This is a genomic window from Aneurinibacillus sp. REN35 (genome assembly GCF_041379945.2).
GTDB lineage: Bacteria > Bacillota > Bacilli > Aneurinibacillales > Aneurinibacillaceae > Aneurinibacillus.
Map to the genome: position 1 here is coordinate 40,584 of NZ_JBFTXJ020000015.1, position 26,304 is coordinate 66,887.

Sequence of the window (26,304 nt, forward strand, 5' to 3'; positions counted from 1 at the left end):
GACTACATGCCAGATGACTGCCCTGTCTATTTTAACATGCTCCCCATTCTTTTTGCCGCCACAATGACATATGGCAGATTGTCCTTCATCCTCTCTAAAGTCAGACGGTTGGATGGGCCTGATACGGACAATGCCGCGACTAGCTGTCCCCTTCGGTTAAACAGCGGAACAGATACAGCTGCCGCTCCCTGTTCACGCTCTTCCGAACTTGTTGCATAGCCGCTCTGCCTGATTTCTTCCAACTGCTCTATATACGCATTTTTATCGATAGAAGAAGGCCATGTCGGATCAGATAAGATCTGCTTTTGTATATCATGCGGCGCATAGGCAACCAATACTTTGCTAGAAGCGCCTACGGATAGCGGGAGATGCGCTCCAATCGGTGCCACTCTGCGAATCGTTTCATTGCTCTCTACCGCCTGCACCCGAATCCGTTCATTTTCATTGCGCACATATAAACTGATCGTCTCTCCCACCTGGTCTCTTAACCGCGTCATCTCCGGCAGCAGAATGGTTGCCGGGTCGTCCCCCTGGGGAAGATTGGCAGAGAGCTGCCACACCCGAAATCCCAATTGGTACTTCTCCGTATCAGGATTACGCGTTAGAAATCCTTTGCTTTCGAGTGAGCCTAACAGGCGATATACCGTGCTTTTATTCAATCCGACTTTATGGGAGATCTCCGTTAGCGTCAGTTCTTTTTCATCAATATAACACAGCAGCACATCAAGCGCCCGGTCCACCGCACGTACGGTCATTTTATTATCGGAAGCGTCCATCGTATCCGTTCACCTTCCTGTTTACGGTAGTTTCATTCAACGAAACCCTGTTGCAATATTTGACATTATACCTTATTGATGTTTGTCTCGTAAACTATCATCTAATTTTGAAAAAAAGTTTAAAAATGTATGTACGTTCTGCTGAAAAACCAGTATAATATTATCGGAAAGAGAAACACAGTTTCACCTGACGAAACCGTCACGAAATATGAAGGAGGTCATTACTTTGGCAAAGAAAGATAATTTTGCTGTTCGTTCGTCTTTGCAAGTAGGCGACAAGAAATTCGCTTACTATTCTCTTAAAGCATTAGAAGACAAAGGACTTGGTCCAATCTCCAAACTTCCTTTTTCTATTAAAGTTCTTCTTGAAGCGGCCGTACGCCAATTCGATGGTGTAGCCATTACGGAAGATCATGTGAAAAAAATTGCTACATGGACAGAAGAGCGCGATCCAAATCAAGAAATTCCGTTCACGCCGGCTCGTATCGTACTGCAAGACTTCACAGGTGTACCTGCTGTTGTTGACCTTGCAGCTATGCGTCTGGCAATGAAAGACATGGGCGGAAACCCTGAACGTATCAATCCGCTTGTTCCGGTTGACCTTGTTATTGACCACTCTGTTATGGTTGATGACTTCGGTAACCCAGAAGCACTTGAAAATAATATGAAGCTCGAATTCGAACGCAACGCAGAGCGCTACCGCTTCCTGCGCTGGGCACAGTCGGCCTTCAACAACTTCCGCGCTGTTCCTCCGGCAACTGGTATCGTTCACCAGGTAAACCTTGAGTACTTAGCATCTGTTGCAGCGACTAAAGAAGTTGACGGGGAAATAGAAGTATTCCCAGATTCTCTCGTAGGTACGGATTCTCATACAACAATGATCAATGGTCTTGGCGTTGTTGGTTGGGGCGTTGGCGGTATCGAAGCAGAAGCGGGCATGCTTGGCCAACCGCTGTACTTCGTTACACCTGAAGTTGTCGGATTTAAGCTGACTGGTACACTTCCAGAAGGCGCGACAGCAACTGACCTTGCGCTTACTATTGTAAACATTCTGCGTAAAAAAGGCGTTGTCGGCAAATTCGTTGAGTTCTTCGGCCCTGGCCTGAGCAACATCAGCTTAGCAGACCGTGCAACGGTTGCGAATATGGCGCCTGAGTATGGTGCAACAATGGGCTTCTTCCCAGTTGACGATGAAACTCTTACCTTCCTTCGTTCCACAGGACGCAGCGAAGAGCAAGTGGCACTGGTTGAAGCGTACTATAAAGAACAAGGGATCTTCCGTACGGATGCTACACCGGACCCTGAATTCTCCGAAACACTAGAGCTTGACCTGGGTTCTGTTGTTCCGACACTGGCAGGTCCAAAACGTCCGCAGGACCGCATCGAGTTAACTGCAATGAAAGAAGCTTTCAACGATGCACTGCGTACGCCAGTTGACAAAGGCGGATTCGGACTTGATGATGACCAAATCGCTAAGAAAGTATCCGTTACACATAAAAACGGCACTGCATCCGAATTCGGCACAGGTGCTGTTGTTATCGCAGCGATCACGAGCTGTACAAACACATCTAACCCAAGCGTAATGCTCGGTGCGGGTCTTGTAGCGAAAAAAGCCGTAGAAAAAGGCCTTGTAAAACCTGGCTACGTAAAATCCAGCTTAACTCCGGGTTCTCGTGTTGTTACACAATACTTGGAAAAAGCAGACCTATTAAAGCCGCTTGAGAAGCTTGGCTTCTACATCGCTGGTTATGGTTGTGCAACTTGTATCGGTAACAGCGGTCCGCTTCCAGATGAAGTAAGCAACGCAATTGCTGATAATGATCTGACTGTAGCATCCGTACTGTCCGGTAACCGTAACTTCGAAGGCCGCGTACATGCGCAGGTAAAAGCAAACTACCTTGCTTCTCCTCCGCTTGTTGTTGCGTATGCACTGGCAGGTACAGTAGATATTGACCTGACAACAGAGCCAATCGGAACAGATAAAGATGGCCAACCTGTATTCTTAAAAGATATCTGGCCAACAAACGAAGAAATTCGCGAAGCGATCAGTGCTGCTGTACGTCCAGAAATGTTCGAAGAAGAATACGGCAACGTATTTACAGCAAATCCTCGCTGGAACGAAATTGAATTCCCAGAAGGACAACTGTATCAATGGGATGAGTCTTCTACGTACATTGCACATCCACCGTTCTTCTCCGGCCTTGGCGCTGAAGGCGGCCAAATCGAAGAAATCATGGGTGCAAAAGCCTTGGCAGTATTGGGCGACTCTGTAACAACAGACCATATCTCGCCTGCTGGTAATATTGCTCCAACAAGCCCTGCTGGTATCTATCTGTCTGAGCATGGCGTAGAACGCAAAGACTTCAACTCTTATGGTTCTCGCCGTGGTAACCATGAAGTTATGATGCGCGGAACGTTCGCAAATATCCGCATTCGTAACAAAATGGCTCCAGGAACAGAAGGTGGCGTAACAACCTACCTGCCAACTGGTGAAGTTATGCCGATTTATGATGCATCTATGAAATATCAAGAAGCCGGCACACCGCTTGTTGTCATTGCTGGTAAAGAATACGGTACCGGAAGCTCCCGTGACTGGGCAGCAAAAGGAACCTTCCTGCTCGGCGTGAAAGCTGTTATTGCTGAAAGCTTCGAGCGCATTCACCGTAGCAACTTAGTAGGTATGGGCGTACTTCCGCTGCAATTTGAAGATGGTACAGGCGCTGATACGCTAGGTATCACTGGTAATGAAACATTCGACATTCCTGAGCTGAATGACGATATCAAACCAGGACAAAAAATTAAAGTAACAGCAACTCGTCAAGATGGTACTACATTCGAATTCGATGTATGCGTACGTCTGGACAGCGCTGTCGACATTAAATACTTCCGCAACGGTGGTATTCTGCAAACAGTTCTGCGTCAAATGGCGGCAGAAGCAAAAGCAAACGTATAATAATAAAAGAAGGTTCCCTGAGCGGGAACCTTCTTTTATTCATCGCCAAACATATGGTCAATATCCTTAAATAGCTTTCGAATCGAATCATCGTCAAATTTTTTATCCTGTTTGAATGCATCCAGCATCTCAGAGAGCTCCTGTCCCTTCCCATCCTCATCGAGATCCTCGGACAAGCCCGATGGATCGAACCACACATACGGATCTTGATCGCTTCCGCGCAGATACGTTACTTTCCACTGTTCAGGATATGTGTAATCCTGTTCATCAAAAATAACAGCAAGCACCTCGTCCGTATCAACCGGCAGCAAATGATCAAACTTCTCCTCCACTCCACCTTCCATCAGGTTTATATGGCGTTGAAAATAGCGGACATAATGCTCACCGGTTGTTTTGTCCTTTACAAGCGTATACTGTTCATATTCACTCTCGCGTAACTCTCTTACCTCTTCTAACCGGCTCAATATTTCTTCATGATGAATCAGTTGTTTATCTTTTAGTGATGTATTCATTACCTCTCCGTCCTTTCATTTACCTTATAAAATAAGATACCATAAGACATAGAAGACATGTAATGCCGAATGCACTTTAATTTGAGGAGGGTTATTATGAAAGCTGTACGTGTAGAAAAAGACTCACATCGTCTCTATATCGGTGAAGCAGACGAGCCGCTGATGAAAGAAAATGAATTGCTCATTAGCGTAAAAGCGACCGCACTAAACCGTGCCGATCTTCTTCAAAAGCGCGGCTTATATCCACCGCCTAAAGGCGCGACTGAAATTATGGGGCTCGAAATGGCAGGAATCGTCGAGAAGGTCGGATGCAATGTCACCGGATACAAACCTGGTGACCGCGTATGCGCTCTGTTGCCTGGGGGTGGATATGCAGAAAAGGTAACCATTCCTGCCGACATGGCCATGCCAATTCCAGAGCACTTTTCTTTTACAGAAGCGGCAGCAATTCCTGAAGTATTTCTGACTGCGTACTTGAACTTATTCTGGCTCGGGGGTTTCAAGCAAGGGCATACCGTACTTGTCCACGCAGGAGCCAGCGGTGTAGGTACAGCCGCGATTCAATTGATTCGTGAAGCAGGCGGCAGATCCATTATTACGGCAGGAAGCGAAGCAAAGCGCCAAGCCTGTCTCGAGCTTGGTGCCGATATAGCGATTGATTATAAAGCGGGGCCGTTCGAGCCAGAAGTTAAGAAAGCAACAGAGAACCGCGGTGTAAATATTATTCTCGATTTTATCGGAGCCTCATACTGGAAGCAGAATATCTCCTGTCTGGCTATGGACGGCAGACTCATTCTTATCGGCACAATGGGAGGCAGCAAAGCAGAAGATATCAATTTAGGTCTTATTCTAAGCCGCCGTCTGCAAGTTATTGGCACAGCACTTCGCTCTCGTTCTGTTGAGGATAAAATTAAGCTTACAAAAGAATTTGTCGATTTTGCCATGCCACGATTTGCTGACGGAAGGCTACGACCTGTTATTGATTCCGTATGGGAGCTTGAACAAGTACAAGAAGCACATACGTATATGGAAAACAACCAAAATACAGGAAAAATCATTCTACAGATTGAGGATTAGCCCCCTCCTCCCTTCCCACTCCAGGAAGGGAGAATCCATACCTCATATGCATAAAGACCCATATTCTTATACAGTAAGTAATAACCGATGTCATATCCTCCCCTCTTTTTCTTCCAAAACACAAATTTGCGTTTATAATAGTATAAGATAAAAGTCCTGTTAGCGCAGGAAATATGATAAATGATGGTGATGCTTTTGAAGGCTGTTAATCGCCGTAAAGAAGAACGCAAAATTCTTGTGATACCTCTGTGCTCTGAGGTCTCAATCGGAGTCATCAATAACCAGCCCATCTCAAGCGGCAGGATGGAAGTATGTGTTAAAGATGTCTCCATTCATGGACTGCGCTTCGTCTCCTCTCTGCGCTTCCCCATTACAGATAATCTACTGCTCAAGTTTCAAACGCGGATGATGGATCAGCTCATTACATTGACAGGTAAAATAGTCTGGCGTACCTCTAACCCGCTTAAGCCCGGCGTATACGAATACGGTGTTGAACTACTTCACGATGATTTTTCGCAGACACTGTTCACAAAGCTATACAATGATATGAGTGTCTGGCTCAAAAAAATTTCATTCGTTCCTGGCTGCCGCTTCTGTACGAATGAGAACTGTCCTCTATATGCAGCAGATGAACGTAAAATACCATAATAAAGCGCTTCGTTCCATGCAGAACGAAGCGCTTATGTTGCCTAGTTTTTTTATTTGCGTTTGTCACGCGGTACTTTACGCGCGACACCTGTCTCAACTGCGGCCTCTACGACAGCATCCCGCACTCTTTTTACAATCTTATCATTGAATACACTCGGAATGATATACTGCTCATTGAGCTCTTCGTCACTGATAATAGAAGCAATCGCATGCGCTGCTGCAACCTTCATTTCTTCATTAATATCTGTAGCGCGGCAATCAAATGCACCACGGAAAATACCAGGGAAGCACAGCACGTTATTAATCTGATTCGGATAGTCAGAACGTCCAGTTGCAAGCACCCGTACAATACCAGCCGCATCTTCTGGATCAATCTCCGGCTGCGGATTTGCCATTGCGAATACAATCGGGTCCTTCGCCATCGTCTGCACCATTTCTTTTGTCAGGATATTCCCCCGCGATACTCCCACGAATATATCAGCGCCTACGAGCGCATCAGCCAACTGTCCCTGCACATCATCCGGATTTGTTATGTTAGAGATCTCTTCCCATACCGGGTTCTCATATGTAACAGAACGAGACAGAATACCATCGCGGTCCACGCCGATAACTTCCCTCGCTCCTGCGCTCAACAGAATTTTTGTGCATGCTACGCCTGCCGCCCCCATACCGGTTACGACAATTTTGCAGTCCTTGATATCCTTGCCGACAATCTTTAATGAATTCAGCATCCCAGCAAGAATAACAACGGCTGTACCGTGCTGATCATCATGAAAGACAGGAATATCTAGACGCTCACGCAATGCCCTTTCAATTTCAAAGCAACGCGGTGCAGAGATATCCTCCAAGTTGATTCCACCGAACGCAGGCGCCATGCGCACAATTGTTTCAATGATTTCATCCGTATCTTTCGTATCGAGGCAGATCGGGAAACCATCGACATTTGCAAACTGTTTGAAAAGCATCGCTTTCCCTTCCATAACAGGCATTGCCGCATACGGTCCGATATCACCCAAACCAAGCACCGCCGTTCCGTCACTGACGATAGCAACCGTATTGCGTTTAATGGTTAGCTTATATGCTTTGTATGGATCATTTGCAATCGCTTCACATACATTTGCTACGCCTGGTGTATAAACACGCGATAAATCTTCGCGGTTTTGAATGGGACGCTTCGCACGCATTTCAATTTTACCGCCAATATGGCTTAGAAAAGTCCGGTCAGATACTGTAATGATTTCCACATTCGGAATCGCTTCAATATTTTTAATAACTTCCTCGACTTTTTCTTTGCTTTTCGTGTTAATTGTATAGTCACGAACCGCAACTTCATTGGACGATTCTACTACGTCCATCGCTACGATATCCCCGTTTGCATTGCTTACCGCAGTTGCAATATCTACAAAATTCACTTGTCGTACATCTAATTCAAGACGTAGAATAATACTCGTTCCCAAAGATGTAAATGGCTTCATGTTTTCCTCCTTTTTCCCGACACACGCAAAAGTTACAAATTAATGAACACAGTACAATTGTTTATTTTAACCGTAATATCAGGAAAAAGGAAACCCCCGACAGCACGTTTGCAAAATTTACATGCGCACGCTATCTGATGTCTCCATCATCATTAATCGGGTTCATACCGTTTACAATCGGTTCATTCGTTAAGGAGTACAGACTGTTTACTAACGAATTCAGGCGGACAAGATGCTGCTGTATCTGAATCGGTGATTGTGCTTTCTCCTTCATGCTAGTGGCACATTCGATCATTTGATCAGCAAGCCGGTGCGCCAAATTTACATCAAATGGCTGATACATACTTCTCACCTCGCATCCCTTTTCCTTAGTATTAGAGAAAACGATAAAAGCATACAGTAGATAAAGCAGGAAAAACTAACAAAACAGCCGTTTAATAACCTAAAACAAGATGGTATAATGAAATGCAGTAAGAATGACTTCCCTGCATTTTTATGTATGAACACGGGTAGGAAAGGAGACAAGCATTATGAATGAAATGAACGCACAACAAATTATCGAATTTATCCAAAAAAGCGAAAAGAAAACTCCGGTTAAAGTACATATTAAAGGTGATATCGAGGGCATCGATTTTGGTGCTAATACACAATCCTTCATTACCGGCACTGTCGGCGTCCTGTTCGGCGATTGGAAAGAAATCCAGCCAATCCTTGAAGCTAATCAGGCCAAGATCGAAGACTATGTGGTAGAGAACGACCGACGTAACTCTGCGATTCCTCTGCTGGACATGAAGAATATCCAAGCACGTATCGAGCCAGGTGCTATTATCCGCGATCAGGTTGAGATCGGCAATAACGCGGTAATCATGATGGGTGCAGCGATTAATATCGGTGCAGTTATCGGCGAAGGTACAATGATTGATATGAACGTAGTCGTAGGTGGACGGGGCACGATCGGCAAGAATTGTCACATTGGGGCAGGTGCAGTCATCGCAGGCGTAATCGAGCCGCCTTCCGCACAACCGGTTGTAATTGAAGACGATGTGGTTGTTGGCGCTAACGCAGTCATTCTCGAAGGCGTGCGCGTAGGACAAGGGTCCGTTGTCGCAGCAGGTGCTGTCGTGATTGAAGATGTGCCAGCCAATAGCGTAGTGGCGGGTACACCTGCACGTGTCATCAAAACCATTGATGAGAAAACAAAATCGAAAACAGAAATCAAACAAGAACTTCGTCAGCTATAATAATAGAAGACAGGAAAAACCGGCGCTCGGCCAGGACAAGCATGGACCGTCTTTGGCGCCGGTTTTTCTTATATGAAGAGGTGAGTACATATGAGCATACAAACACAGCCATTTGTTGCAATCCGACGGGAACTGCACAAAATCCCAGAACCCGGATTCGCTGAATTCAAAACCCAACGCTTTCTGCTGGATTACTTGGCGTCATTGCCGCAGGAGAGAATTGAGAGCAGGACATGGCGCACCGGCATTCTCGTAAAGGTGAAAGGCACTCATCCAACGAAACGCTGGGGATACCGAACAGATATGGATGGGCTTCCAATTACAGAAGAAACTTCCTACGAATTCCGCTCTACACACCCCGGCTTCATGCATGCGTGCGGCCACGATATGCATATGGCGATTGCGCTCGGTGTCTTGACGCATTTTGTGGAGCACCAAATTACAGATGATCTTATTTTTATTTTCCAACCGGCAGAAGAAGGCCCTGGTGGTGCTCAGCCGATGCTGGCCAGCGAGGAATTCAAAGACTGGCAGCCTGACGCGATGTTCGCCCTCCATATCGCTCCCGAATATCCGGTCGGCACCATTGCCTTAAAGCCCGGCATTCTCTTCGCCAATACGTCGGAGCTATTTATCGATTTGAAGGGAAAAGGCGGCCATGCCGCATTCCCACATACGGCCAACGATATGGTTATCGCGGCAGCCCATCTGGCGACACAGCTACAGAGTATCGTCTCCCGCAATATTGATCCGCTCGACTCCGCTGTCATTACCATCGGTAAAATTGAAGGCGGCACCAAGCAGAATATTATCGCAGAGAACGCACGGCTTGAAGGTACGATCCGCACGCTGTCAATGGAATCAATGGAAAAAATAAAATCGCGCATCGAAGCGCTCGTTCGCGGAACCGAAGCTGGTTTTGAATGCACAGCGGCAATTGATTATGGCTCGAATTATTGTCAAGTATATAACGAGGAGACCCTTACCCGCGAATTTATGGATTGGGTACGGGAAAGCGAAGTTGCTCAACTGATTGAATGCAAGACAGCCATGACCGGTGAGGACTTTGGCTATTTTCTAGAAAAGATTCCCGGCTTCCTCTTCTGGCTTGGAGTCAGCACACCATACGGCCTGCATCATGCAAAGATTGAGCCGAGTGAGGAGGCCATCGAAGTGGCCATTCGCTTGCTGACACAATATTTTACATGGAAGGCCTCGTAAAAGAAAACATCCTTATCAATATAGGGCAAGCATAGGCGTCTAACTTTGACCGCCTGGGTTTGTCCTATTCCTGCTATCTGCCCCCTTGATAAAAAAGCGAGAATGTACACGTCTTCTTCATTCTTTTTTCAGCCTAGATGGTTAAAGTAGAAATAATACATAATGCTAAACGTAGGGGGGAGTTAGCAATGCGAATTCTATTAGCAGAAGATGATAAAAAATTAGGGAAATTAATAGCTCATATGCTTACGAAAGAAAAATATAGCGTTGATTGGGCTACTGATGGAGAAGAAGCCTATATTCAGGCACAGGACGAATCCTATGAACTGCTCATCTTGGATTGGATGATGCCGGGAAAGGATGGGGTCGCGATTTGCCGCAGCCTTAGGGCAAGCGGTTATCAAGGTGCCATCCTTCTCTTAACTGCACGCGATGCGATTGATGACCGGGTATGTGGACTTGATGCCGGTGCTGATGATTATCTCGTAAAACCTTTTGATTTCGCCGAGCTTTTTGCTCGCATTCGTTCCCTTCTTCGACGCAGGCAGCTTCCTATCGCCGAAGATATAATTCAGATAGGCGAGCTATCATTAGACTGTCGGCAGCGGATCATACAGCGCGGCATGGAGACGATTCAGCTAACGCCCCGTGAATTTCAATTGTTAGAACTATTAGCACGCAATCACGGATATACGGTCCCGCGTGATACGATTCTTGACCGGGTGTGGGGATATGATGCAGAAGTAACAAGCAACACACTCGATGCTTTCGTGCGTCTTCTACGTAAAAAGATTGATTGTCCGAACTGCCCCACGCTTATTCGCAATGTGCGCGGTATCGGCTACAAGCTGGAGGTATAGCCTTGTTTACACGTACGCGTACCCGCCTGACCGTATCATTCACCGGTTTGTTACTTGTATTTTTGACAGCCTTTACCATCGTAAGCTACTTCTCGTTCTCCTTCCTGCTGTATCGTGATGCCAAGCACCAAATCGTACAGCTTGCAGAGAAAGAGGCAGCAGAGCACCGGCACGATCTTCTGCGCCCTAATAGAAAGAGCGAGTCCATCGACTATCATCCAGAGAATCGCTCTTTCTATTATGTAATAAACAGCAAAGGCGCTTTGATCGATGGAGATGAAAGCAACCCAGCCATAAGAGAGGAGATGCTTCGCCGCTTATCCGGTTGGTATCCCGTCTTAGAAAACATGCGAATGGAAGAATTTCATACAGAAGGCCGGCACAAGACACATATGATCATCACCGGCAAAAGCCTGTATAGAGACGAGCAACTCATCGGTGTCGTCTATGCGGGGGAAGATGTAACACAACTGCGAAATGCGCTGCAGCAAATGATGATTACACTAGGTATAGCTGCCGTTTTATTTGCTATTATTTCTGCTGTTTTAGGGTATTACATGGCTGGACGGGCCATGCGGCCAATCATCCGTTCATTCGCCCGACAGCGGGAATTCGTGGCTGATGCTTCCCACGAACTCCGTACACCGCTTACCATTCTCCACTCTTCACTTGAAGTGCTAGACAGCGAAGAACGAGAACACATCTCATCCTTCTCGAAGCAGGTTATGGATGATATGAAAGAAGAAGTCAAGCGAATGCGTTCTTTGGTCAGTGATTTATTGACACTGGCCCGAGCAGATTCCGGCTCGCTATCCCTGATCCGTGAAACGTTTGACCTGCGGCTGCCGGTTGAGCAGCTTGTCCGTTCCTTTCAACCGCTTTTTGCAAAAAAGCAACAAACTTTCGAATGGAGAGCACCGGAGACCTTCACAGTACATGCTGATAAAGAACGCATCATGCAACTTCTCTGCATTTTACTGGACAATGCAAGTAAATATACGCCGGTAGGGGGACAGATTTCTCTTGAATTATACGAAGCAGGTAGCGGAAAAGAACGCATGGCTTGCATTCGCATACGGGATACAGGCATCGGCATTCCACCTGAGGAACAAAAGCGGATTTTTGACCGCTTCTACCGTATAGACAAAGCACGTTCAAGAGAAGACGGAAGCACTGGACTGGGCTTATCCATTGCCGACTGGATTGTTCGTATGCACGAGGGCGTGATTCATATCCAAAGCGAAGTTGGAGTAGGCAGTACATTCACCGTGCAATTCCCCTTGTTATCCGCATCACAAGCAAACAAAAAATGATACATGCCGTACTAAGATAGATACCCAGTACCCATGGAATAGCTGTATCCGTTCCCATTGCTATACTGTGTACAAGAGAAAGCACATAGGCTAGGAATGCAGTATAGTGGACCACACGCCATGCTTTCTGGCCTATTTTACTGCGGATATCTGAGGAAAGAACCAATATGAAAAATAAATAAAATGAAAGAATCCCTATCGCTTCTTTTATCGTCTCATGATCTGATATAAATGGTATCGCAATCTCTACGACCGTGTATCCGACATACTGATCATACAGCAGCAGCCATCCGTGTACACCTGCAAAAAGCAAACCGAACCAGCTTGCTGTATTGTGGAGCGTAACCAGGTCCGCTCTTATGGCGGATGGAGCCATACGGAGACTTTGCAGCATCCCGCTTATAACGGCAATTGAAACCAATCCATACGCCACAAGTCCGGATGCCCGAATCATATGCCATGTTGATAACATTGGAGAAAGAAATTCAAAAACACTCCACATGCTTACTCACCTCATATTCTGTACAATACGTATCAAGATTCGCACTGCGTTCTACGGTTCCATCCTTTTTGACGAGAATATATGCCGCCTCCGGCTTTTCCTTCCGAAGCCATGTTATACCTCTTTGCATACCGAGAATAATCAGGCATTTCGCATACACTTCTGCCGCTGTCAAGTCCGGCAGAAGTACGCTGGCCTGCACGATGTCGGATGCGGATGACTGATGTATCCGCGGATCGATGATATGATGGACGACTTCACCGGTTGCTTTCCGCCAGCGCCTCTTCTGTGTGCTGCTGGTCGCCAGAGCCGTCCGTCCACTCCGCATTTCAAGTCGGGCGATCGCTCTATCCCCTGTATGTGGGGCAAGAAGGTGCACGGTCCATGGCTCCCTGCTCTCCTCGCTTCTCCATGCCAGTAAATCTCCGCCTGCATTCAGTACCCCTTCTGCTTGCCCTTCTTTTTGAAGCCACTCGCCCATTGTCTGCACACTCCATCCTTTAGCAATACCGCCTAGATCAATCCATGCATCTCCGTCAATTTGAATGGGCGGATAAGATCTGCTGTTTCTGCGCGTATAAATTTGTTTCGTATGACAATACGTTTTCTCTTCATTTAGATTCAGGTCTACAATCGTAGCCGACGTAACCTGTGGAATATTCTCAAAGCTTTTTGTATATCCCAACGCGTGTATACACCTGCCAAGATACGGAGAAAAGACACCATCTGTCCGGCGAAAGTATGTCTCTGCTTCCTGCAGCAGTTGATAAATAAGAAGAGACACAAAATATAGCGGAGCTTGCGACTGATTAATCTGCATAAGCTCGCTATCCGGCCGAAATCTGCTTGCCTTCTGTTCCACATACGTAAACCACGCTTCTACTCTGCGCTGAGCAGACGATGAGAGCCCTGCTGTAGAACACTCTGTATTCATCGCTCGAAAAGTATGTGCTCGATTAGGAAGCATGAGAAGTTACCGTCCTTGCTTCATTGCCTCTTCTCTCTACCTGATCAGCCGCAGGTAGTTTTTCCCGAGAATGCCGCTTCTTTTCGTTTTTATGCTCCTCTCTCTCATGCTCATCGTCGTCCTCGTCATCATCATGGTCATATTCTTTGTACTCCTTCCACTCATCAAGAAATTCATCTATCACACGGGTATCCTGCACTGTTTCTGTCCCTTGTACTGTATTCTTCTGCGATCCCGAATCAATTACAGGCAGCGCCTGTTTGCCCTCATCCATCGCCTTGGTTGCTCCTACCAGCCCTATAAAAGTTGCTACACTCGATATACCGACTGTCCATTTAAACCATACATTTCTTTTCATTTTTTCCTCCTATCCTACCGCCCAGCTTTTCGCTTTCAGGCAAATATGTGTATGACCCTACTATATCCGGGCTATCTGAAAATACCGTGAAAAAATGAATTTTATTTTTAGTACTAGGTGCTAATACTTTGTGTTATAATAGGGCTGATTGTACAGTATCCGAAAAGCAGGTGACATTCTATATGCAATATACCGAGTTCAAAGAGATTGTGTTAGGACGCCGCAGCGTGAGAAAATTCACCAATGAAGCGGTGAGTGTAGAAGATGTAAAAGAAATCATCGACTGCGCACGTTATGCGCCAAGCGATACCAATTCGCAAACATGGGAATTCATCGCAATTTTAAATACAGGAAAAATTAAAGAAATCTCCGACATGACGTGGGAAGAGCTGCATAAAATCGCAGATGAAGCCAAAGATCGTGGTCTTGAAAAAGAAGCACGGCTGCTGGCACGCTCCTTCGGCCCGTATGCTACCGCCTTTACTGGAGCGCCGGCTCTTATCGTCTGCCTTGCCACACCTTACAATTCCAAATTCCGCGAGCGGATTTTCGACCCGATTACAATTAGTGAGCCTTCCTTCTGGAGCGAAGAAGGTATCAAGAGCAGTTGTCTTGCCATTCAGAATCTCATGCTGGCTGCACACGCCAAAGGGTTAGCAACCTGTGCGATGACAGGTCCCGTACTGCTTGCCCAGCACCGCATCCGTGAATATCTCGATATTCCTTCTGAAAAGCAGATCAATATGGTGATCGCGCTTGGTCATCCCGCCGAGACACCGGCACGTCTTCAACGTAAGCCAGTAGAAGATATCCTGCAAATTATCGAATAACGCAAAAAGCAGCAGAGAGTAACGGACTCCCTGCTGCTTTTTTTATTTGCTAAATCAGGTATACTTTATATATCAGAGTGGGAGGTGCTTACGATGCAAGAACATATACACGAAAACCCCATCTTGCTGTTTGACGGTGTATGCAATCTCTGCAACCATGCTGTATTATTCATTATCAAGCATGACCCGAAGGAGACGATTCGCTTTGCCTCCCTGCAATCGGACATTGGACAAGCGCTCGTAAAGCAGCATGGGCTTCTCTCTCATGGACTGAAAAGCATTGTGCTGATCGAAGCGAACAAAGCGTACACAAAATCAAGCGCCGCTCTAAAAGTGGCACGCAGGCTGCAGCGTCCCTGGCCCCTGCTCTACGTTTTCATAGCGGTGCCGCGTCCGGTGCGTGACATTGTCTATAACTGGATCGCCCGCAACCGTTACCGCTGGTTTGGCAAAAAGGAACAGTGCATGATACCAACACCCGAGCTCCGCAAACGATTTCTTGACTGACACTTTATGCGGTGTGTTGTACCTCATTTCTTGCTTCGAAGTAAGGTGCAAGCAGGTTGGCCGCTTCTCCCCCGCTAATCACAACCGCTTCAATGCCCGGTCCGTACCCAACCCCGGCTCCAACCAGATACAATCCCTTTACCGGGGATTTCACATACGGAAATATACTTTCGCCTTCTACTATTTGCCGTTTCACATTATAAACCGAGCCCTCATGGGTACGCATATACTTCGCTACGGTTTTAGGTGTGGCGACTTCCGAGAATAGAATAGAAGCCGCGGCTGCTTCATCAATCTGTGCCAGAATTTCACTACATATCTGATCGATCTCTTTCTTTACCGCCTGGTATTGTTCTTCTGACATGGATGCATATAAGCTGGCCTGTGCTTTTGTAATCAGATTGATCGTTACCGTACTCTTCTGCTGAGGCGCAAGAGAAGCATCGCGTGAAGATGGTGAGTGAATGCCCGCTCCAGTAAAGGTGATATCTATCTCCGAGAGGCGCATCGGCTTAGGCAACGTATAATGGATCAGCCGATCCGTGCAAAATGGCCGATCTATGGCTGCATTCCATACGAATAAGGACATAGACGCCTCAAGCCTTTTCACTTTTTCTCTGTATGCTTGAGGCAAGTTGGGAAGGCCGACTAACTGTTCATACGTTATACGCGGGTCAGCATTGGAGATGACGACCGAAGCATAATAACTTGCCTTATCGGTCTGAACCCCCTTCACTTCTCCCTCTTCTATTATAATGGATTTCACATCTGTAGATATTTTGATATCACTGCCATATTGCCGCAGCTTATCGGCAAGCCTCTTCGCCAGCTCACCGGAACCACCTGATGGACGATATCCTCCGACAATAAAATAGCCCATGAGTGCAATCATACTGCTTGTCGGGGTACGCCTTCCCTTATCCCCAACATATCCGGTAAGAATCGACAATTGCTTACATACGACCGGATGACTCACAAACGCATCCAACAGTTCATGCCATTCAGTATCCTTCCAACGTAAGTAATGCGGATTCTGCTCAGCATATGCGTTCATCTCTTCCATTGTCTGCGGAATGTACGGAGCAACCCGATCAGGTGCAAATACAGTATACATCTCTTCATAACAAGCCTTAAGCTCAGCAAATAATGCATGAATGGACTCTTTTTCTTCTGGAAATTGTTCCATCATCTGATCGCGCCATTCCATAAAGTCATGCGGAATTGTATATGTTTCTTCCCCATTCCGAAATTCATACGTATTTCTAAGCCATACCAGTTCATCTTCTAGCCCATGGCGCCCAAGCAGGTGACGAAGCGGTCCTTCTGCTCCCAAGCCGCTAATTGATTCCACGCCAGCTTCGAATTTATACCCGCCGCGCCGAGTATAGGTCGTGCAAGCACCTCCAATTAGATAATGCTGCTCAAGTACAAGCACCTTAACCCCACGCTGCGCCAGCTCAATGGCTGCCGTTAATCCTCCAATGCCGGAGCCGACTACAATCACATCATACTCATTGGGTGCAGCAGGAGGTGTGGAAGCAATGACAGGGGACCACGCTACTTCCGGCTCCTCTCTGTGCTGCATCCTCTCCGCATATTTCCGCTGCATATGTACAGGCAGAAGAATATTCGCCACAACCCCAAACACGTTCCAGATATTTGCCGCTATAATACCTGTAACAAGCGGCAGGATGCCCACTGCTGTGAGTGTGGCAAACAACGCCGCCATTAAAAACAATCCTGTCCATATTCCGGTAAGCAGCTGGTTAATCGAGAGAAACAACGGATGATTCCATACTGCTTGGGGTGTGGTTTCTTTGGCATACTGCATCGTAAATGGGTTAGAAGAGAACAACGAGAGGCCTGTGGAGATGGTAAGAATGGTATAAATGGTTACCTGTCCGTATTCCAATACCGGAATTGCAGGAAAAAACAAGACCGTAACCCCTGCCGCTAAAAAGTATACTACGTTAATCACACTGAGCGTCTTAACCTGCTTTCTTGGCATTTGACGCACCAAAAGCCCGATTGCGATCACCAATGCGATCACACAACCAAGCCAGCGCGGCTGTACAGTTAACGCTATGATAAGTGGAATGAAATCAAGCAGAATCAATCCTAATGTTTTCATATTTCTCCCTTCGCTATCTGGAATATTTTTCTTATAGATTATCATACCATCGGTCCGATTATACGATAAAAATACTATATTTTACGGAAAGGAAGTGCTTATGAATTCATCGTTTGCTTCTAATCCAAACTTTCAACTGTTGCTGTCTGTTACCAAGCAAACCATTCAGGAATTGGGGTATAATAAGACTACCCTTCAGGAAATTATTGCTCGCTCCAGACCATTACAGAGGGAATCATCCCCCAAATTACGAATGATAAAGATGTGTCTAATATGATCTTTGTCTAGCTGCTGAGCCGAAGAGATGACCCAGTCATTCAAAACATTTTACGTCGTATGAATCAACGCACCCTTTCCGCCGCCGCAGAGTAAGGAAGCATGTATATATAAGAAGCCCCCGGCATATTTCTATCGCCAGGGGCTTTCCTTATCCATTCATAGATCGACTCCATCTTCTACCGCTCTAATCTTTCTTGCTTCAAGCCATTTGATCTGCAGACCGTCCATCTCTTTTACTGTAAACCGCCATTGTGCACGATCCACATACATTCCTTCCCGAATGATACGAATTCGTGCGGCAACCCAACCACCAATCGTATCAAACCCATCCTCTTGATCAATTCCTGTAAGTTCTGCTACTTCCGAAAGCAGGACCTTATTGTCCAACAGGTAATGCCCCGGTCCGATTCTCTCGACAGGTGAACGCTCATGTGTATCAAATTCATCGCGGATCTCTCCAACGATTTCTTCCAATATATCTTCCATTGTGGCCATCCCGGCTGTACCGCCGTACTCATCAATTAGAACGGCAATCGACGTGTGCTTCTCCCGCATCTTCTCAAGCAGCTTCTCAAGCGGAGCCGCTTCATTGACAAATAGCACCGGACGCATTACATCCATGAGCGTAATGCTCTTATCTTCAAAATACGTAATAAACAGTTCCTTGGCATGCACTACACCAAGAATACGATCCTTATCTTCACCTGCAACCGGATAACGGGTAAAGCCTTCTGTACATATGGTCCGCAGACTTGTCTCTAGACTCTCTCCGGCATACAGACAGACCATCTCGGTACGCGGTACCATAATTTCGCGCGCGACCCGGTCCCCGAATTTAAAGATATTGTTCACGTAAGCATATTCCGTAGAATTCATTTGGCCGCTATCCAAACGTTCTGCCAATAGGAGGTGAAGTTCTTCTTCCGAACGAACGCGCCGATCTTTGGCCTTACGCACAGCCAAGCGTAAGACCAACACGATATTGACGGCAAGAAGCAATGCAATCAACAGCATACTTATGACACCGTCCATCTGCTCCCCGAGGGGCCACCTCCGTCATACGAATATTATTATGCTCTACTCATCTCCGCCAAAAAAGTCACCGAAGTCACCAAAACCGCCGCCTTCGTCCTCTCCTCCGTCAAACGCACCTTCCATTTCCTCGTCACCTAGCATATCATCCATTAATTCTGAAAGAACAATCCCGCCAAGCAAGCCTGCTGCCATACCGCCCATCGCACCACCAAATCCGCTGTGACGGTGATGGCCCTGCTTGTATCCCATCATATTCCGCTGATGAAGGTATGCATTCGGATTTTCAAGCATTTCCTCCATTACTTGCTGTAGATAATTCTTCAGTTGAGTCAGATCAGCAAGCACTTCATTAGACAGCGTAATTTCACGTTTGATTTCTATTTCACGTCCAAATGACGGCAGATCCAATTCCAACAGGAGACGAATCTGTTCATCTTCAATGGCAGCAATGAACTCTACCTCATTCACCTGCCCGCGCAGAAAAGCGGTCGGGAAAAACTCAAACTCCTGAGCATATCCGTCAAAAGCGCGGGAATCATGCTTCTCCCGCATGCCTAATTGTTCAAAAGCGGTAATAATATTTGTAAAACGAGCAGGAGGATTCACACGAATGTAGTCGTTATCCTGACTATCGACACCTGCCGCGATATCAAGATTTGTCGTGAAGTAGTATGCGACCGTATGGCTTGAGATCAACAGATCTTTTGGCAGTTGGTATGTAAACGGAAGCACCTTTCTTTCACCTGCACCAAGATTAAAACGGCAGGAGAACGGTATCGTCGCAACCGCCTGACGATGCTCGTTCTTCTTGGTACGAAGCGCCAGCATAAACGCTACATCGACTTTATTGATGTATTGTTCAACCGCTCCTCCCTGCATAATTAACTCACCTTCAATTACATCTCCAAGCGTATATTCACTTTTGTGAAGCACAAGATCGACTTTGGCTGAGCCAACTCCCATTTTTGCCATGAATTTTTTGAACATTCTACTACTCCCTTTCCATGCATCATTATGTACTAACCGTTCAGCAGAACGTTACGGTTTATATTATCTATTGTATACGCTGACAGACTTATGCAGTTGCATTTTTTATAAGAATAGACAGAAAATTTTTTTCTACTGTTCAATCTTACGGTCCGGGAAGGCTTCCTTGATATTATTCCATACGCCCCGTTCTGCCTTACGCGCTTCCTGCTGCCATGTACGAATCATATCCACATACTTTACATTCGGAGGGAATGTCGCTAAGCGGGCCAGTCCACTGCGTACGAGTGTACCGTTGAAGAATTCTCCCTTGCCATCAGCTACATCTATATAAGCATAACGCAGCCAGCGCCCATAGCGATCATTGCCCTGCACATCCTTCTCCAGCCATATATCCTTTCCTTCAAGACGCTCGATTGCGTATTGCTTCGCTTCATCACCCAGATACCCTTTTGGGCGATTGGGCGCTTTGGACTCGGGCGTATCGATTAAGATGAGACGAACTTTATGCTCCGCTCCCTTCACTTTCGCAACAAACGTGTCACCATCCACTACTCTTACGACGGTCGCCTTTTGCAGCTTTTTTCCCGTCACGTCCACAAGCGCTTTGGACTCTGTTTCTTTTTTCTCCAATGCCGATCCACATGCTGATAATATACCTATACTCAGCAAAATCAACACCAGCAGTCCACTGATTTTCTTCTTCATTTATCTTCCACCCTTTCTCTTTATGCCGCTCTCTTATGACGAATCGTAAGGCAATGAGCCTCACACCTTCTGCCCCCACCCTACCTACTCCCGACAAAAAACAGGCTGCCTTTGCGTCAGCACGGCACCCTGTTTTGTATCTTGCTTATTGCAGGCCAGTTTCTTCAGCCTGTTCCGGTTCTGCAATTCGCTTAATTTCAACCTGCTTAATCTGCAAACCGTCCGTTTCACGCACCGTAAACTGCCAATTCGCTACTTCAACCTTCTGGCCTTCTTCAATCGTAAGGATATTTGCGGCAATCCATCCACCGATCGTATCGAATTCGGGATCTGCCACAATCCCTGTCAACTCTTCGACTTCCGAAAGCAAAACCTTGTTGTCGAGAATATAATGATGTTCGCCTGTCTTTTCAATCGGCGGGCGTTCATTGGCATCGAACTCGTCCCGAATCTCGCCTACGATTTCTTCAAGAATATCTTCCATGGTGACAAGTCCGGACGTTCCGCCATACTCATCGATTAGGATCGCAAGCGAGTTGCGCTGCTTTTGCATCTTTTTCAATAAGGTTTCAATTGGTGTGGCCTCATTGACAAACAACACGGGACGAATCATCTTCGTGATATCCACTTGTGGGTTCTCCAAATACCGCATGAACAGTTCTTTTGTATGGATGACGCCGATGACATGATCTTTGTCCTCCTGTACAATCGGGTACCGGGTAAAACCCTCTCTGCGAATGGTTTGAAAATGCTCCTGCAAATTCTCTTCTATATATAAGCACGCCATCTCGGTACGCGGCACCATGATTTCACGCGCTACACGTTCATCAAATTTAAAGATATTATTCATGTACGTAAATTCAGACGTATTGATCTCGCCACTCTCTAAGCTCTGAGCAAGAATCAAACGAAGCTCTTCCTCCGAGTGTGCCTGCTCATGCTCATTTGCCGGTTTCATACCGAATAGACGAATAAACAAACCAGCTGAGCCGTTCAATGCCCAAATGAACGGATACATGATTTTATAGAAAACAATGAGCGGGCGGGCCAGCAACAGACTCAACCACTCCGCTTTTTGGATGGCTACCGTCTTCGGTGCAAGCTCTCCTAGCACCACATGAAGAAATGTAATCAATGAAAAGGCTAAAATAAAAGAAAGTGTGTTGGCCAACTGCTCAGGTACATTATAATCCAGAAACAGCGGCTGCAGCAGATGGTGAACAGTCGGCTCACCCAGCCAGCCTAATCCCAATGCCGTAATGGTAATGCCAAGCTGACACGCCGATAAATACCCGTCCAAATTAGTAAGAATACGCTGTACGGCAAAGGCTGATTTACTTCCTTCCATTGCCAATTGATTAATCCGGGTCGGCCGCACCTTAATTACCGCAAATTCAGCAGCGACAAAGAACGCTGTGGCGATAATTAAAACTGCGACCAAAATTAGGTTAATAATACTGTCCATCTACTCCCCGACGGGGCCACCTCCATATTATCCTTTTATTTCGTTTTTACACTAACGTATTTTCTATTATCGCATATCAAATGCTAAACAATAAAGTTTCTTTTCAGAAAAGGCTTTACCAACCGGCATATATATCGTGACTGACAGTATTTACTTCGTGCTATATATTCACAAAAAAGAAGCATACACAAGCTATATGGGCATGAGTATGCTTCTTTCTCCAATTTTATTTTACCAATATTTTTTATATTCCGACTTAACGAACGACTCTGCGTGCTGTTTTATAGTTCTTTTTATACCAAGTCCAGTTCAAGTCGCTAATCGCTACGCCTCTTGATGGACTAGCCATATCCAGCAATTTTCCATTTCCTAAGTATACGCCTACATGCGTGATACCAGCTTTATTTTTGTTTGCACTAAAGAAGACTAAATCGCCTCTTTTTAATTGGCTTTTTGCTACAGGGGTACCATACTTGGCTTGTCCATCGTCCCACCGTGTATGCAAGCTAATGCCATGCTTCTTAAAAATATAGTAGGTAAAGCCTGAACAATCCATATATTTCCCTGCCACATACTTATGGCTGTATTTCGCTTTTCCACGCAAATTCAAACCGGTACGAATAATGTCTTCAATCACCTTTTTTTCATTGCTAATGTTTACAGATGTTCCTTGTTTTGCAGAAGTCGTAGCCGCTTCTACAGAATGAGGAGCTGCTGCCATTCCCCCTACTACAAATGTTCCTGCGAGAATTCCTGCTGTCAATGTTTTAAACTGTTTTCTCAATTCACTTCTCCCTCTCAATTATGCCGACGAGGTTAGCTGACGGGTTCGGTCGAAGGACGCCCGATCAATTTTATGATTTCACCCCAGATACGCGGTTCCCCCGTTCCAATTCCTTCACAAACTGGATTTGGCGTGCTGTTTTTTGTTACGTTTTATACCTTAACGTAAATAAACGGGGAAGACATTGTAAAAAATGTGGATAGCAATCCTGTTGCTTCCAATAGGGAACCTAATAAACAAGAAAAAATGAATATATTACCGAGCAGCATTGCGGTACTTAGGACATATTACATATAGCTTAATTACCAAAAGATTATTGCATTTTGTATTTTTGCAGGCTAGAATGTATAGTAAATTAGATTCTGATACAAATTACACATAGTAAATTAAAGAGATAGAGATAAACTTATTGAAAAATAAGAATGCACAGCCACGGGTCTACGGTTCAGCATGAATGAAGATCGCCGGGTTACCGACAATTCCACCTTACGAAGCAAGGTTATTCCGTATGCATGCATTATTCGGTATAACCTTTTTATTTTAACATGACTCCGTGTACAGAAGGATAAGACGGGAACCATAATATGGGAGGGATATACTATGCGTAAGAAATACTCTCTACAGTTCAAACATACAATTGTTCAAGAGGTGATAAAAGGCGCACAATGCAGTGCGGTAGCTCGAAAGTATCAGGTAAGCAGTTTAGTCATCTATCGCTGGGTGCGTATGTATAAGCAAGATCAGCTTCCCTATGCAAATGGAATAAGCAAATAAAAAGAGAAAAGAGTAGAGATAATCTCTCTACTCTGTGGTAAACCGGGTTACTTTATGCAGTTAAGCGCAAGCCAATAATGCCAATCAGCATAAGCCCCAAGAATATAAACTGGGAAACATTGTATTTTTCTTTAAACCATACCAATCCAACAAGCGTAATACCGATTGCTCCTACCCCTGCCCACACGGCATATGCTACACCTGGTGAAAGGGCGCGCATCGCTATAGATAAGCAAAAGAAAGAAAAAATAAATCCTACTGTCATTATTACAATCGGCCACTTCTTCTTGCCTGCGGACATATATTTCATCGCAATAACTGCCACGACTTCTTCAAGACCGGCTAATATAAGATAAATCCAAGCCATGATGATTCACTCTCTTTCTGCATACTCCCTCATAACTGAACTTCACTGCAATCATTCAGTATCAGGCTCTCAGCTATGAGAGTTTTCCGTTGTTGTTAATTTCATTCCGATGATGCCAATTAGCAGAATGAACAGAAACATAATTTGAGAAACAGAAAATGCTTCTCCTAAAAAAATACCTACCAAATACGTACCCATCGTTCCAATACCAACAAACACCGTGTAGCCTACTGCCACAGGAATTGTTTTATACGCGCGGATAAGCAGCATAAAGCTTATCGCTATTAAAGAAATAACCATAATCCACTCTATTGTCGTTTCTGCATATTTTAATCCTGATGCCCATATAACTTCGAGCAATGCGGCTACTAAAACAAGAATCCAGCCCATACAATAACCTCCTGCTCGTGACTGATTATCATTCATTTACTACCTGTAAAAATTAAGATAATGCTTTATTGATAAAGGTAAACACGTCCTTTTTTAACTGTGCCGTACGGTTATCCTTCTCATCTGCATGAGAAAAATATAACCCTTCTGCTGTCTGCTCAATTACACTCACGACCATACGTACCGTTGTTTCTATACGTACTTCTTGTGAAATTTCTCCACACGCCACCGCTTTATTCATTTCTTTTTCAAGCCATTGATAATACGGACGGTAGATGCTTTCCCATTTCTCAAATGAATGTTCGAATGCCAATCCGGCATAGCAAAGAATCAGCACTTCCTTATATGCTTCCGTCATCTCAAACGTCACATCAATAACAAGCTGAATCTTCTCCCAAAAGCTTGTAAGTGATTTTGACTTATATTGAATTTCATCAAATAACTTGGTTAACAGATGATCAGCAATCGCTGGGATTAATGCATTTTTTGAAGAGAAATATAAATAAAAAGTGCCTTGAGCTACACCCGCTTGTTTGACAATATCAGAAATTGAGGTTTTCTCTACCCCTTTTTTTGAAATAACTTCCATTGCCGCTTGCAATATTTGTGTATATTTTTCTTCTTGTTTATTTTTCAATAGGTCAACCCCCGTCCGTGACTGACTATCATTCATTTATATTCATTGTACTCCTCTTTGACCTCTTTGTCAAATACTCCGCACGGCGGCCGTTTCTCATATTTCTACCTAACTGATGAAGCTGCTTATTCTCGTTTCACTCCATCAGTCAGGTATGTGTCTTACTCTTCCGCTTTCTGCTCTGGTGTCGGCATGCGCATGATCTCTACCTGCTTGATCTGTACACCTTCGACTTCCCTAATCGTAAACTTCCAGCCATCTACCGTTATATGCCGTCCCTCTTCCATACTGCTCATGTGGGCAGCTACCCAGCCACCAACCGTGTCATATTCTTCGTCTGCTGCAATCCCTGTTAGTTCTTCAACTTCTGTTAACAGCACTTTGTTGTCAAGAATGTACGTATTCTCACCTACCTTTTCAATCGGTGGACGTTCATTGACATCGAACTCATCCCGGATCTCGCCTACGATTTCTTCAAGAATATCTTCCATCGTGACAAGTCCAGACGTTCCGCCGTACTCATCGATTAGGATCGCAAGAGAGGTTCTTCTTTTCTGCATATTCTTCAACAAGGTTTCGATTGGTGTGGCCTCATTGACAAACAATACAGGCCGCATCATTTTTGTAATATCCACATCAGGGTTTTCTAGGTATTTCATAAATAATTCTTTTGTGTGGATAATACCGATAACATGATCCTTGTCTTCCTGTACGATAGGGTAACGCGTGCGCCCTTCCTGCCGGATCGTTTGGAGGTGCTCAGCTAAACTGTCTTCTGCAAACAAGCACGCCATCTCGGTACGCGGCACCATAATTTCACGCGCTACACGTTCATCAAATTTAAAGATATTATTCATGTACGTAAATTCAGACGTATTGATCTCGCCACTCTCTAAGCTCTGAGCAAGAATCAAACGAAGCTCTTCCTCCGAGTGTGCATGCTCATGCTCACCGGCGGGTTTCATGCCGAATAGACGAATAAACAAACCAGCTGAGCCGTTCAGTGTCCAAATGAACGGATACATGATTTTATAGAAAACAATGAGCGGGCGAGCCAGCAGCAGACTCAACCACTCCGCTTTTTGGATGGCTACCGTCTTCGGTGCAAGCTCCCCTAGCACCACATGAAGAAATGTAATCAATGAAAAAGCTAAAATAAAAGAAAGTGTGTTGGCCAACTGCTCAGGTACATTGTAATCCAAAAACAGCGGCTGCAGCAGATGGTGAACAGTCGGCTCACCCAGCCAGCCTAACCCTAACGCCGTAACCGTAATCCCAAGCTGACAGGCGGATAAATATCCGTCTAAGTTATCAAGAATACGCTGTACGGCAACAGCTGATTTACTTCCTTCCATTGCCAATTGATTAATCCGGGTCGGCCGCACCCTAATCACTGAGAATTCGGCACCAACAAAAAATGCCGTAGCAAGAATTAAAAATGCGACCAAAAGTAAGTTAATAACTGTTTCCATCAGTTCCCCGAAAGGACACCTCCATAAATTTTGAA

27 protein-coding genes and 2 riboswitches are annotated in these 26,304 nt (G+C 45.4%); of the genes, 10 read left to right on the top strand and 17 right to left on the bottom strand.

All coding sequences use genetic code 11. The features are described from left to right. Positions 1-26 precede the first annotated feature (26 nt). Positions 27-776: an IclR family transcriptional regulator gene (locus AB3351_RS20285; protein WP_371148985.1), complete on the bottom strand. Its 750-nt coding sequence runs from the start codon at positions 774-776 to the stop codon at positions 27-29. Between the two features lie 226 nt (positions 777-1,002). Between AB3351_RS20285 and acnA the strand changes: the two genes are divergently transcribed. After that, entirely contained in the window at positions 1,003-3,729 is a 2,727-nt protein-coding gene (gene acnA, locus AB3351_RS20290) for an aconitate hydratase AcnA (RefSeq protein ID WP_371148986.1), read from the top strand. 35 nt (positions 3,730-3,764) lie between these two features. Here acnA and AB3351_RS20295 read toward each other — a convergent pair whose 3' ends face one another. Continuing rightward, positions 3,765-4,241, bottom strand: a complete 477-nt coding sequence (locus tag AB3351_RS20295; protein ID WP_371148987.1) for a hypothetical protein — start codon at positions 4,239-4,241, stop codon at positions 3,765-3,767. A gap of 96 nt (positions 4,242-4,337) precedes the next feature. Between AB3351_RS20295 and AB3351_RS20300 the strand changes: the two genes are divergently transcribed. Then, positions 4,338-5,318 carry an NAD(P)H-quinone oxidoreductase gene (locus tag AB3351_RS20300; protein WP_371148988.1) on the top strand — a complete coding sequence of 327 codons (981 nt, stop codon included), beginning with the start codon at positions 4,338-4,340 and terminating at the stop codon, positions 5,316-5,318. A gap of 180 nt (positions 5,319-5,498) precedes the next feature. After that, positions 5,499-5,966 (top strand): PilZ domain-containing protein, encoded by a 468-nt coding sequence (locus AB3351_RS20305; protein WP_371148989.1) that lies wholly within the window; start codon positions 5,499-5,501, stop codon positions 5,964-5,966. Between the two features lie 50 nt (positions 5,967-6,016). Here the strand turns inward: AB3351_RS20305 and AB3351_RS20310 are convergent, their stop codons facing one another. Both AB3351_RS20310 and AB3351_RS20315 read right to left on the bottom strand, forming a co-directional pair. Then, complete coding sequence (locus tag AB3351_RS20310; protein ID WP_371148990.1) at positions 6,017-7,441, bottom strand: NAD-dependent malic enzyme; 1,425 nt, start codon at positions 7,439-7,441, stop codon at positions 6,017-6,019. A gap of 130 nt (positions 7,442-7,571) precedes the next feature. Continuing rightward, positions 7,572-7,784, bottom strand: a complete 213-nt coding sequence (locus tag AB3351_RS20315) for a hypothetical protein (RefSeq protein ID WP_371148991.1) — start codon at positions 7,782-7,784, stop codon at positions 7,572-7,574. 187 nt (positions 7,785-7,971) lie between these two features. On the opposite strand from AB3351_RS20315, the gene dapD reads away from it, so the two are divergent. From dapD to AB3351_RS20335, 4 genes are all read left to right on the top strand, one after another. Beyond that, on the top strand, positions 7,972-8,682 hold the full coding sequence (gene dapD, locus AB3351_RS20320) for a 2,3,4,5-tetrahydropyridine-2,6-dicarboxylate N-acetyltransferase (protein ID WP_371148992.1): 711 nt from the start codon (positions 7,972-7,974) through the stop codon (positions 8,680-8,682). A 90-nt stretch (positions 8,683-8,772) separates the two neighbouring features. Then, positions 8,773-9,903 (top strand): N-acetyldiaminopimelate deacetylase, encoded by a 1,131-nt coding sequence (locus AB3351_RS20325; RefSeq protein WP_371148993.1) that lies wholly within the window; start codon positions 8,773-8,775, stop codon positions 9,901-9,903. Between the two features lie 188 nt (positions 9,904-10,091). Next, complete coding sequence (locus AB3351_RS20330) at positions 10,092-10,763, top strand: response regulator transcription factor (protein ID WP_371148994.1); 672 nt, start codon at positions 10,092-10,094, stop codon at positions 10,761-10,763. Positions 10,764-10,765: 2 nt separating this feature from the next. After that, positions 10,766-12,076: a sensor histidine kinase gene (locus AB3351_RS20335; RefSeq protein ID WP_371148995.1), complete on the top strand. Its 1,311-nt coding sequence runs from the start codon at positions 10,766-10,768 to the stop codon at positions 12,074-12,076. Here the strand turns inward: AB3351_RS20335 and AB3351_RS20340 are convergent. From AB3351_RS20340 to AB3351_RS20350, 3 genes are read right to left on the bottom strand one after another with little or no spacing between them, the layout of a single operon-like run. Then, entirely contained in the window at positions 12,027-12,578 is a 552-nt protein-coding gene (locus AB3351_RS20340; RefSeq protein ID WP_371148996.1) for a ferric reductase-like transmembrane domain-containing protein, read from the bottom strand. The two genes, AB3351_RS20335 and AB3351_RS20340, sit on opposite strands and share 50 nt — an antisense overlap. Next, the gene (locus tag AB3351_RS20345) at positions 12,562-13,545 is read right to left on the bottom strand and encodes an FAD:protein FMN transferase (protein ID WP_371148997.1); all 984 of its coding nucleotides are present in this window, start codon (positions 13,543-13,545) and stop codon (positions 12,562-12,564) included. The genes AB3351_RS20340 and AB3351_RS20345 overlap by 17 nt, the downstream gene beginning before the upstream one ends. Next, positions 13,535-13,903 carry a hypothetical protein gene (locus AB3351_RS20350; RefSeq protein WP_371148998.1) on the bottom strand — a complete coding sequence of 123 codons (369 nt, stop codon included), beginning with the start codon at positions 13,901-13,903 and terminating at the stop codon, positions 13,535-13,537. Before AB3351_RS20350 ends, AB3351_RS20345 begins: the two co-directional genes overlap by 11 nt. Positions 13,904-14,085: 182 nt before the next feature. Here AB3351_RS20350 and AB3351_RS20355 point away from each other — a divergent pair, with 182 nt between their 5' ends. Together AB3351_RS20355 and AB3351_RS20360 are read left to right on the top strand one after the other, a co-directional pair. Beyond that, positions 14,086-14,733 (top strand): nitroreductase family protein, encoded by a 648-nt coding sequence (locus AB3351_RS20355; RefSeq protein ID WP_371148999.1) that lies wholly within the window; start codon positions 14,086-14,088, stop codon positions 14,731-14,733. Positions 14,734-14,826: 93 nt separating this feature from the next. After that, entirely contained in the window at positions 14,827-15,240 is a 414-nt protein-coding gene (locus tag AB3351_RS20360) for a thiol-disulfide oxidoreductase DCC family protein (RefSeq protein ID WP_371149000.1), read from the top strand. A gap of 4 nt (positions 15,241-15,244) precedes the next feature. On the opposite strand, the gene AB3351_RS20365 is transcribed toward AB3351_RS20360, so the two are convergent. From AB3351_RS20365 to AB3351_RS20390, 6 genes are all read right to left on the bottom strand, one after another. Beyond that, a complete protein-coding gene (locus tag AB3351_RS20365; RefSeq protein ID WP_371149001.1) occupies positions 15,245-17,371 on the bottom strand; it encodes a phytoene desaturase family protein in 2,127 nt (708 codons plus the stop codon). 435 nt (positions 17,372-17,806) lie between these two features. After that, a complete protein-coding gene (locus tag AB3351_RS20370) occupies positions 17,807-18,682 on the bottom strand; it encodes a hemolysin family protein (protein WP_371149002.1) in 876 nt (291 codons plus the stop codon). A 45-nt stretch (positions 18,683-18,727) separates the two neighbouring features. Beyond that, positions 18,728-19,672: a sporulation protein gene (locus AB3351_RS20375; protein WP_371149003.1), complete on the bottom strand. Its 945-nt coding sequence runs from the start codon at positions 19,670-19,672 to the stop codon at positions 18,728-18,730. Positions 19,673-19,804: 132 nt separating this feature from the next. Further along, the gene (locus AB3351_RS20380) at positions 19,805-20,380 is read right to left on the bottom strand and encodes a thermonuclease family protein (protein WP_371149004.1); all 576 of its coding nucleotides are present in this window, start codon (positions 20,378-20,380) and stop codon (positions 19,805-19,807) included. A gap of 145 nt (positions 20,381-20,525) precedes the next feature. Continuing rightward, positions 20,526-21,845, bottom strand: coding sequence for a hemolysin family protein (locus AB3351_RS20385; RefSeq protein ID WP_371149005.1), 1,320 nt, complete (start codon positions 21,843-21,845; stop codon positions 20,526-20,528). Positions 21,846-22,101: 256 nt separating this feature from the next. After that, positions 22,102-22,629: a C40 family peptidase gene (locus tag AB3351_RS20390; protein WP_371149006.1), complete on the bottom strand. Its 528-nt coding sequence runs from the start codon at positions 22,627-22,629 to the stop codon at positions 22,102-22,104. Between the two features lie 6 nt (positions 22,630-22,635). Next, positions 22,636-22,772, bottom strand: a riboswitch (cyclic di-AMP (ydaO/yuaA leader). A 246-nt stretch (positions 22,773-23,018) separates the two neighbouring features. Beyond that, positions 23,019-23,106: riboswitch (cyclic di-GMP riboswitch) on the top strand. Between the two features lie 123 nt (positions 23,107-23,229). Between AB3351_RS20390 and AB3351_RS20395 the strand changes: the two genes are divergently transcribed. After that, complete coding sequence (locus tag AB3351_RS20395) at positions 23,230-23,403, top strand: transposase (RefSeq protein WP_371149007.1); 174 nt, start codon at positions 23,230-23,232, stop codon at positions 23,401-23,403. A gap of 52 nt (positions 23,404-23,455) precedes the next feature. Here the strand turns inward: AB3351_RS20395 and AB3351_RS20400 are convergent, their stop codons facing one another. From AB3351_RS20400 to AB3351_RS20415, 4 genes are all read right to left on the bottom strand, one after another. Next, entirely contained in the window at positions 23,456-23,770 is a 315-nt protein-coding gene (locus tag AB3351_RS20400) for a DMT family transporter (RefSeq protein ID WP_371149008.1), read from the bottom strand. 69 nt (positions 23,771-23,839) lie between these two features. Continuing rightward, a complete protein-coding gene (locus AB3351_RS20405; RefSeq protein ID WP_371149009.1) occupies positions 23,840-24,160 on the bottom strand; it encodes a DMT family transporter in 321 nt (106 codons plus the stop codon). Between the two features lie 52 nt (positions 24,161-24,212). Beyond that, on the bottom strand, positions 24,213-24,797 hold the full coding sequence (locus tag AB3351_RS20410) for a TetR family transcriptional regulator (RefSeq protein WP_371149039.1): 585 nt from the start codon (positions 24,795-24,797) through the stop codon (positions 24,213-24,215). 161 nt (positions 24,798-24,958) lie between these two features. After that, positions 24,959-26,269, bottom strand: a complete 1,311-nt coding sequence (locus AB3351_RS20415; protein WP_371149010.1) for a hemolysin family protein — start codon at positions 26,267-26,269, stop codon at positions 24,959-24,961. Positions 26,270-26,304: the final 35 nt, after the last annotated feature.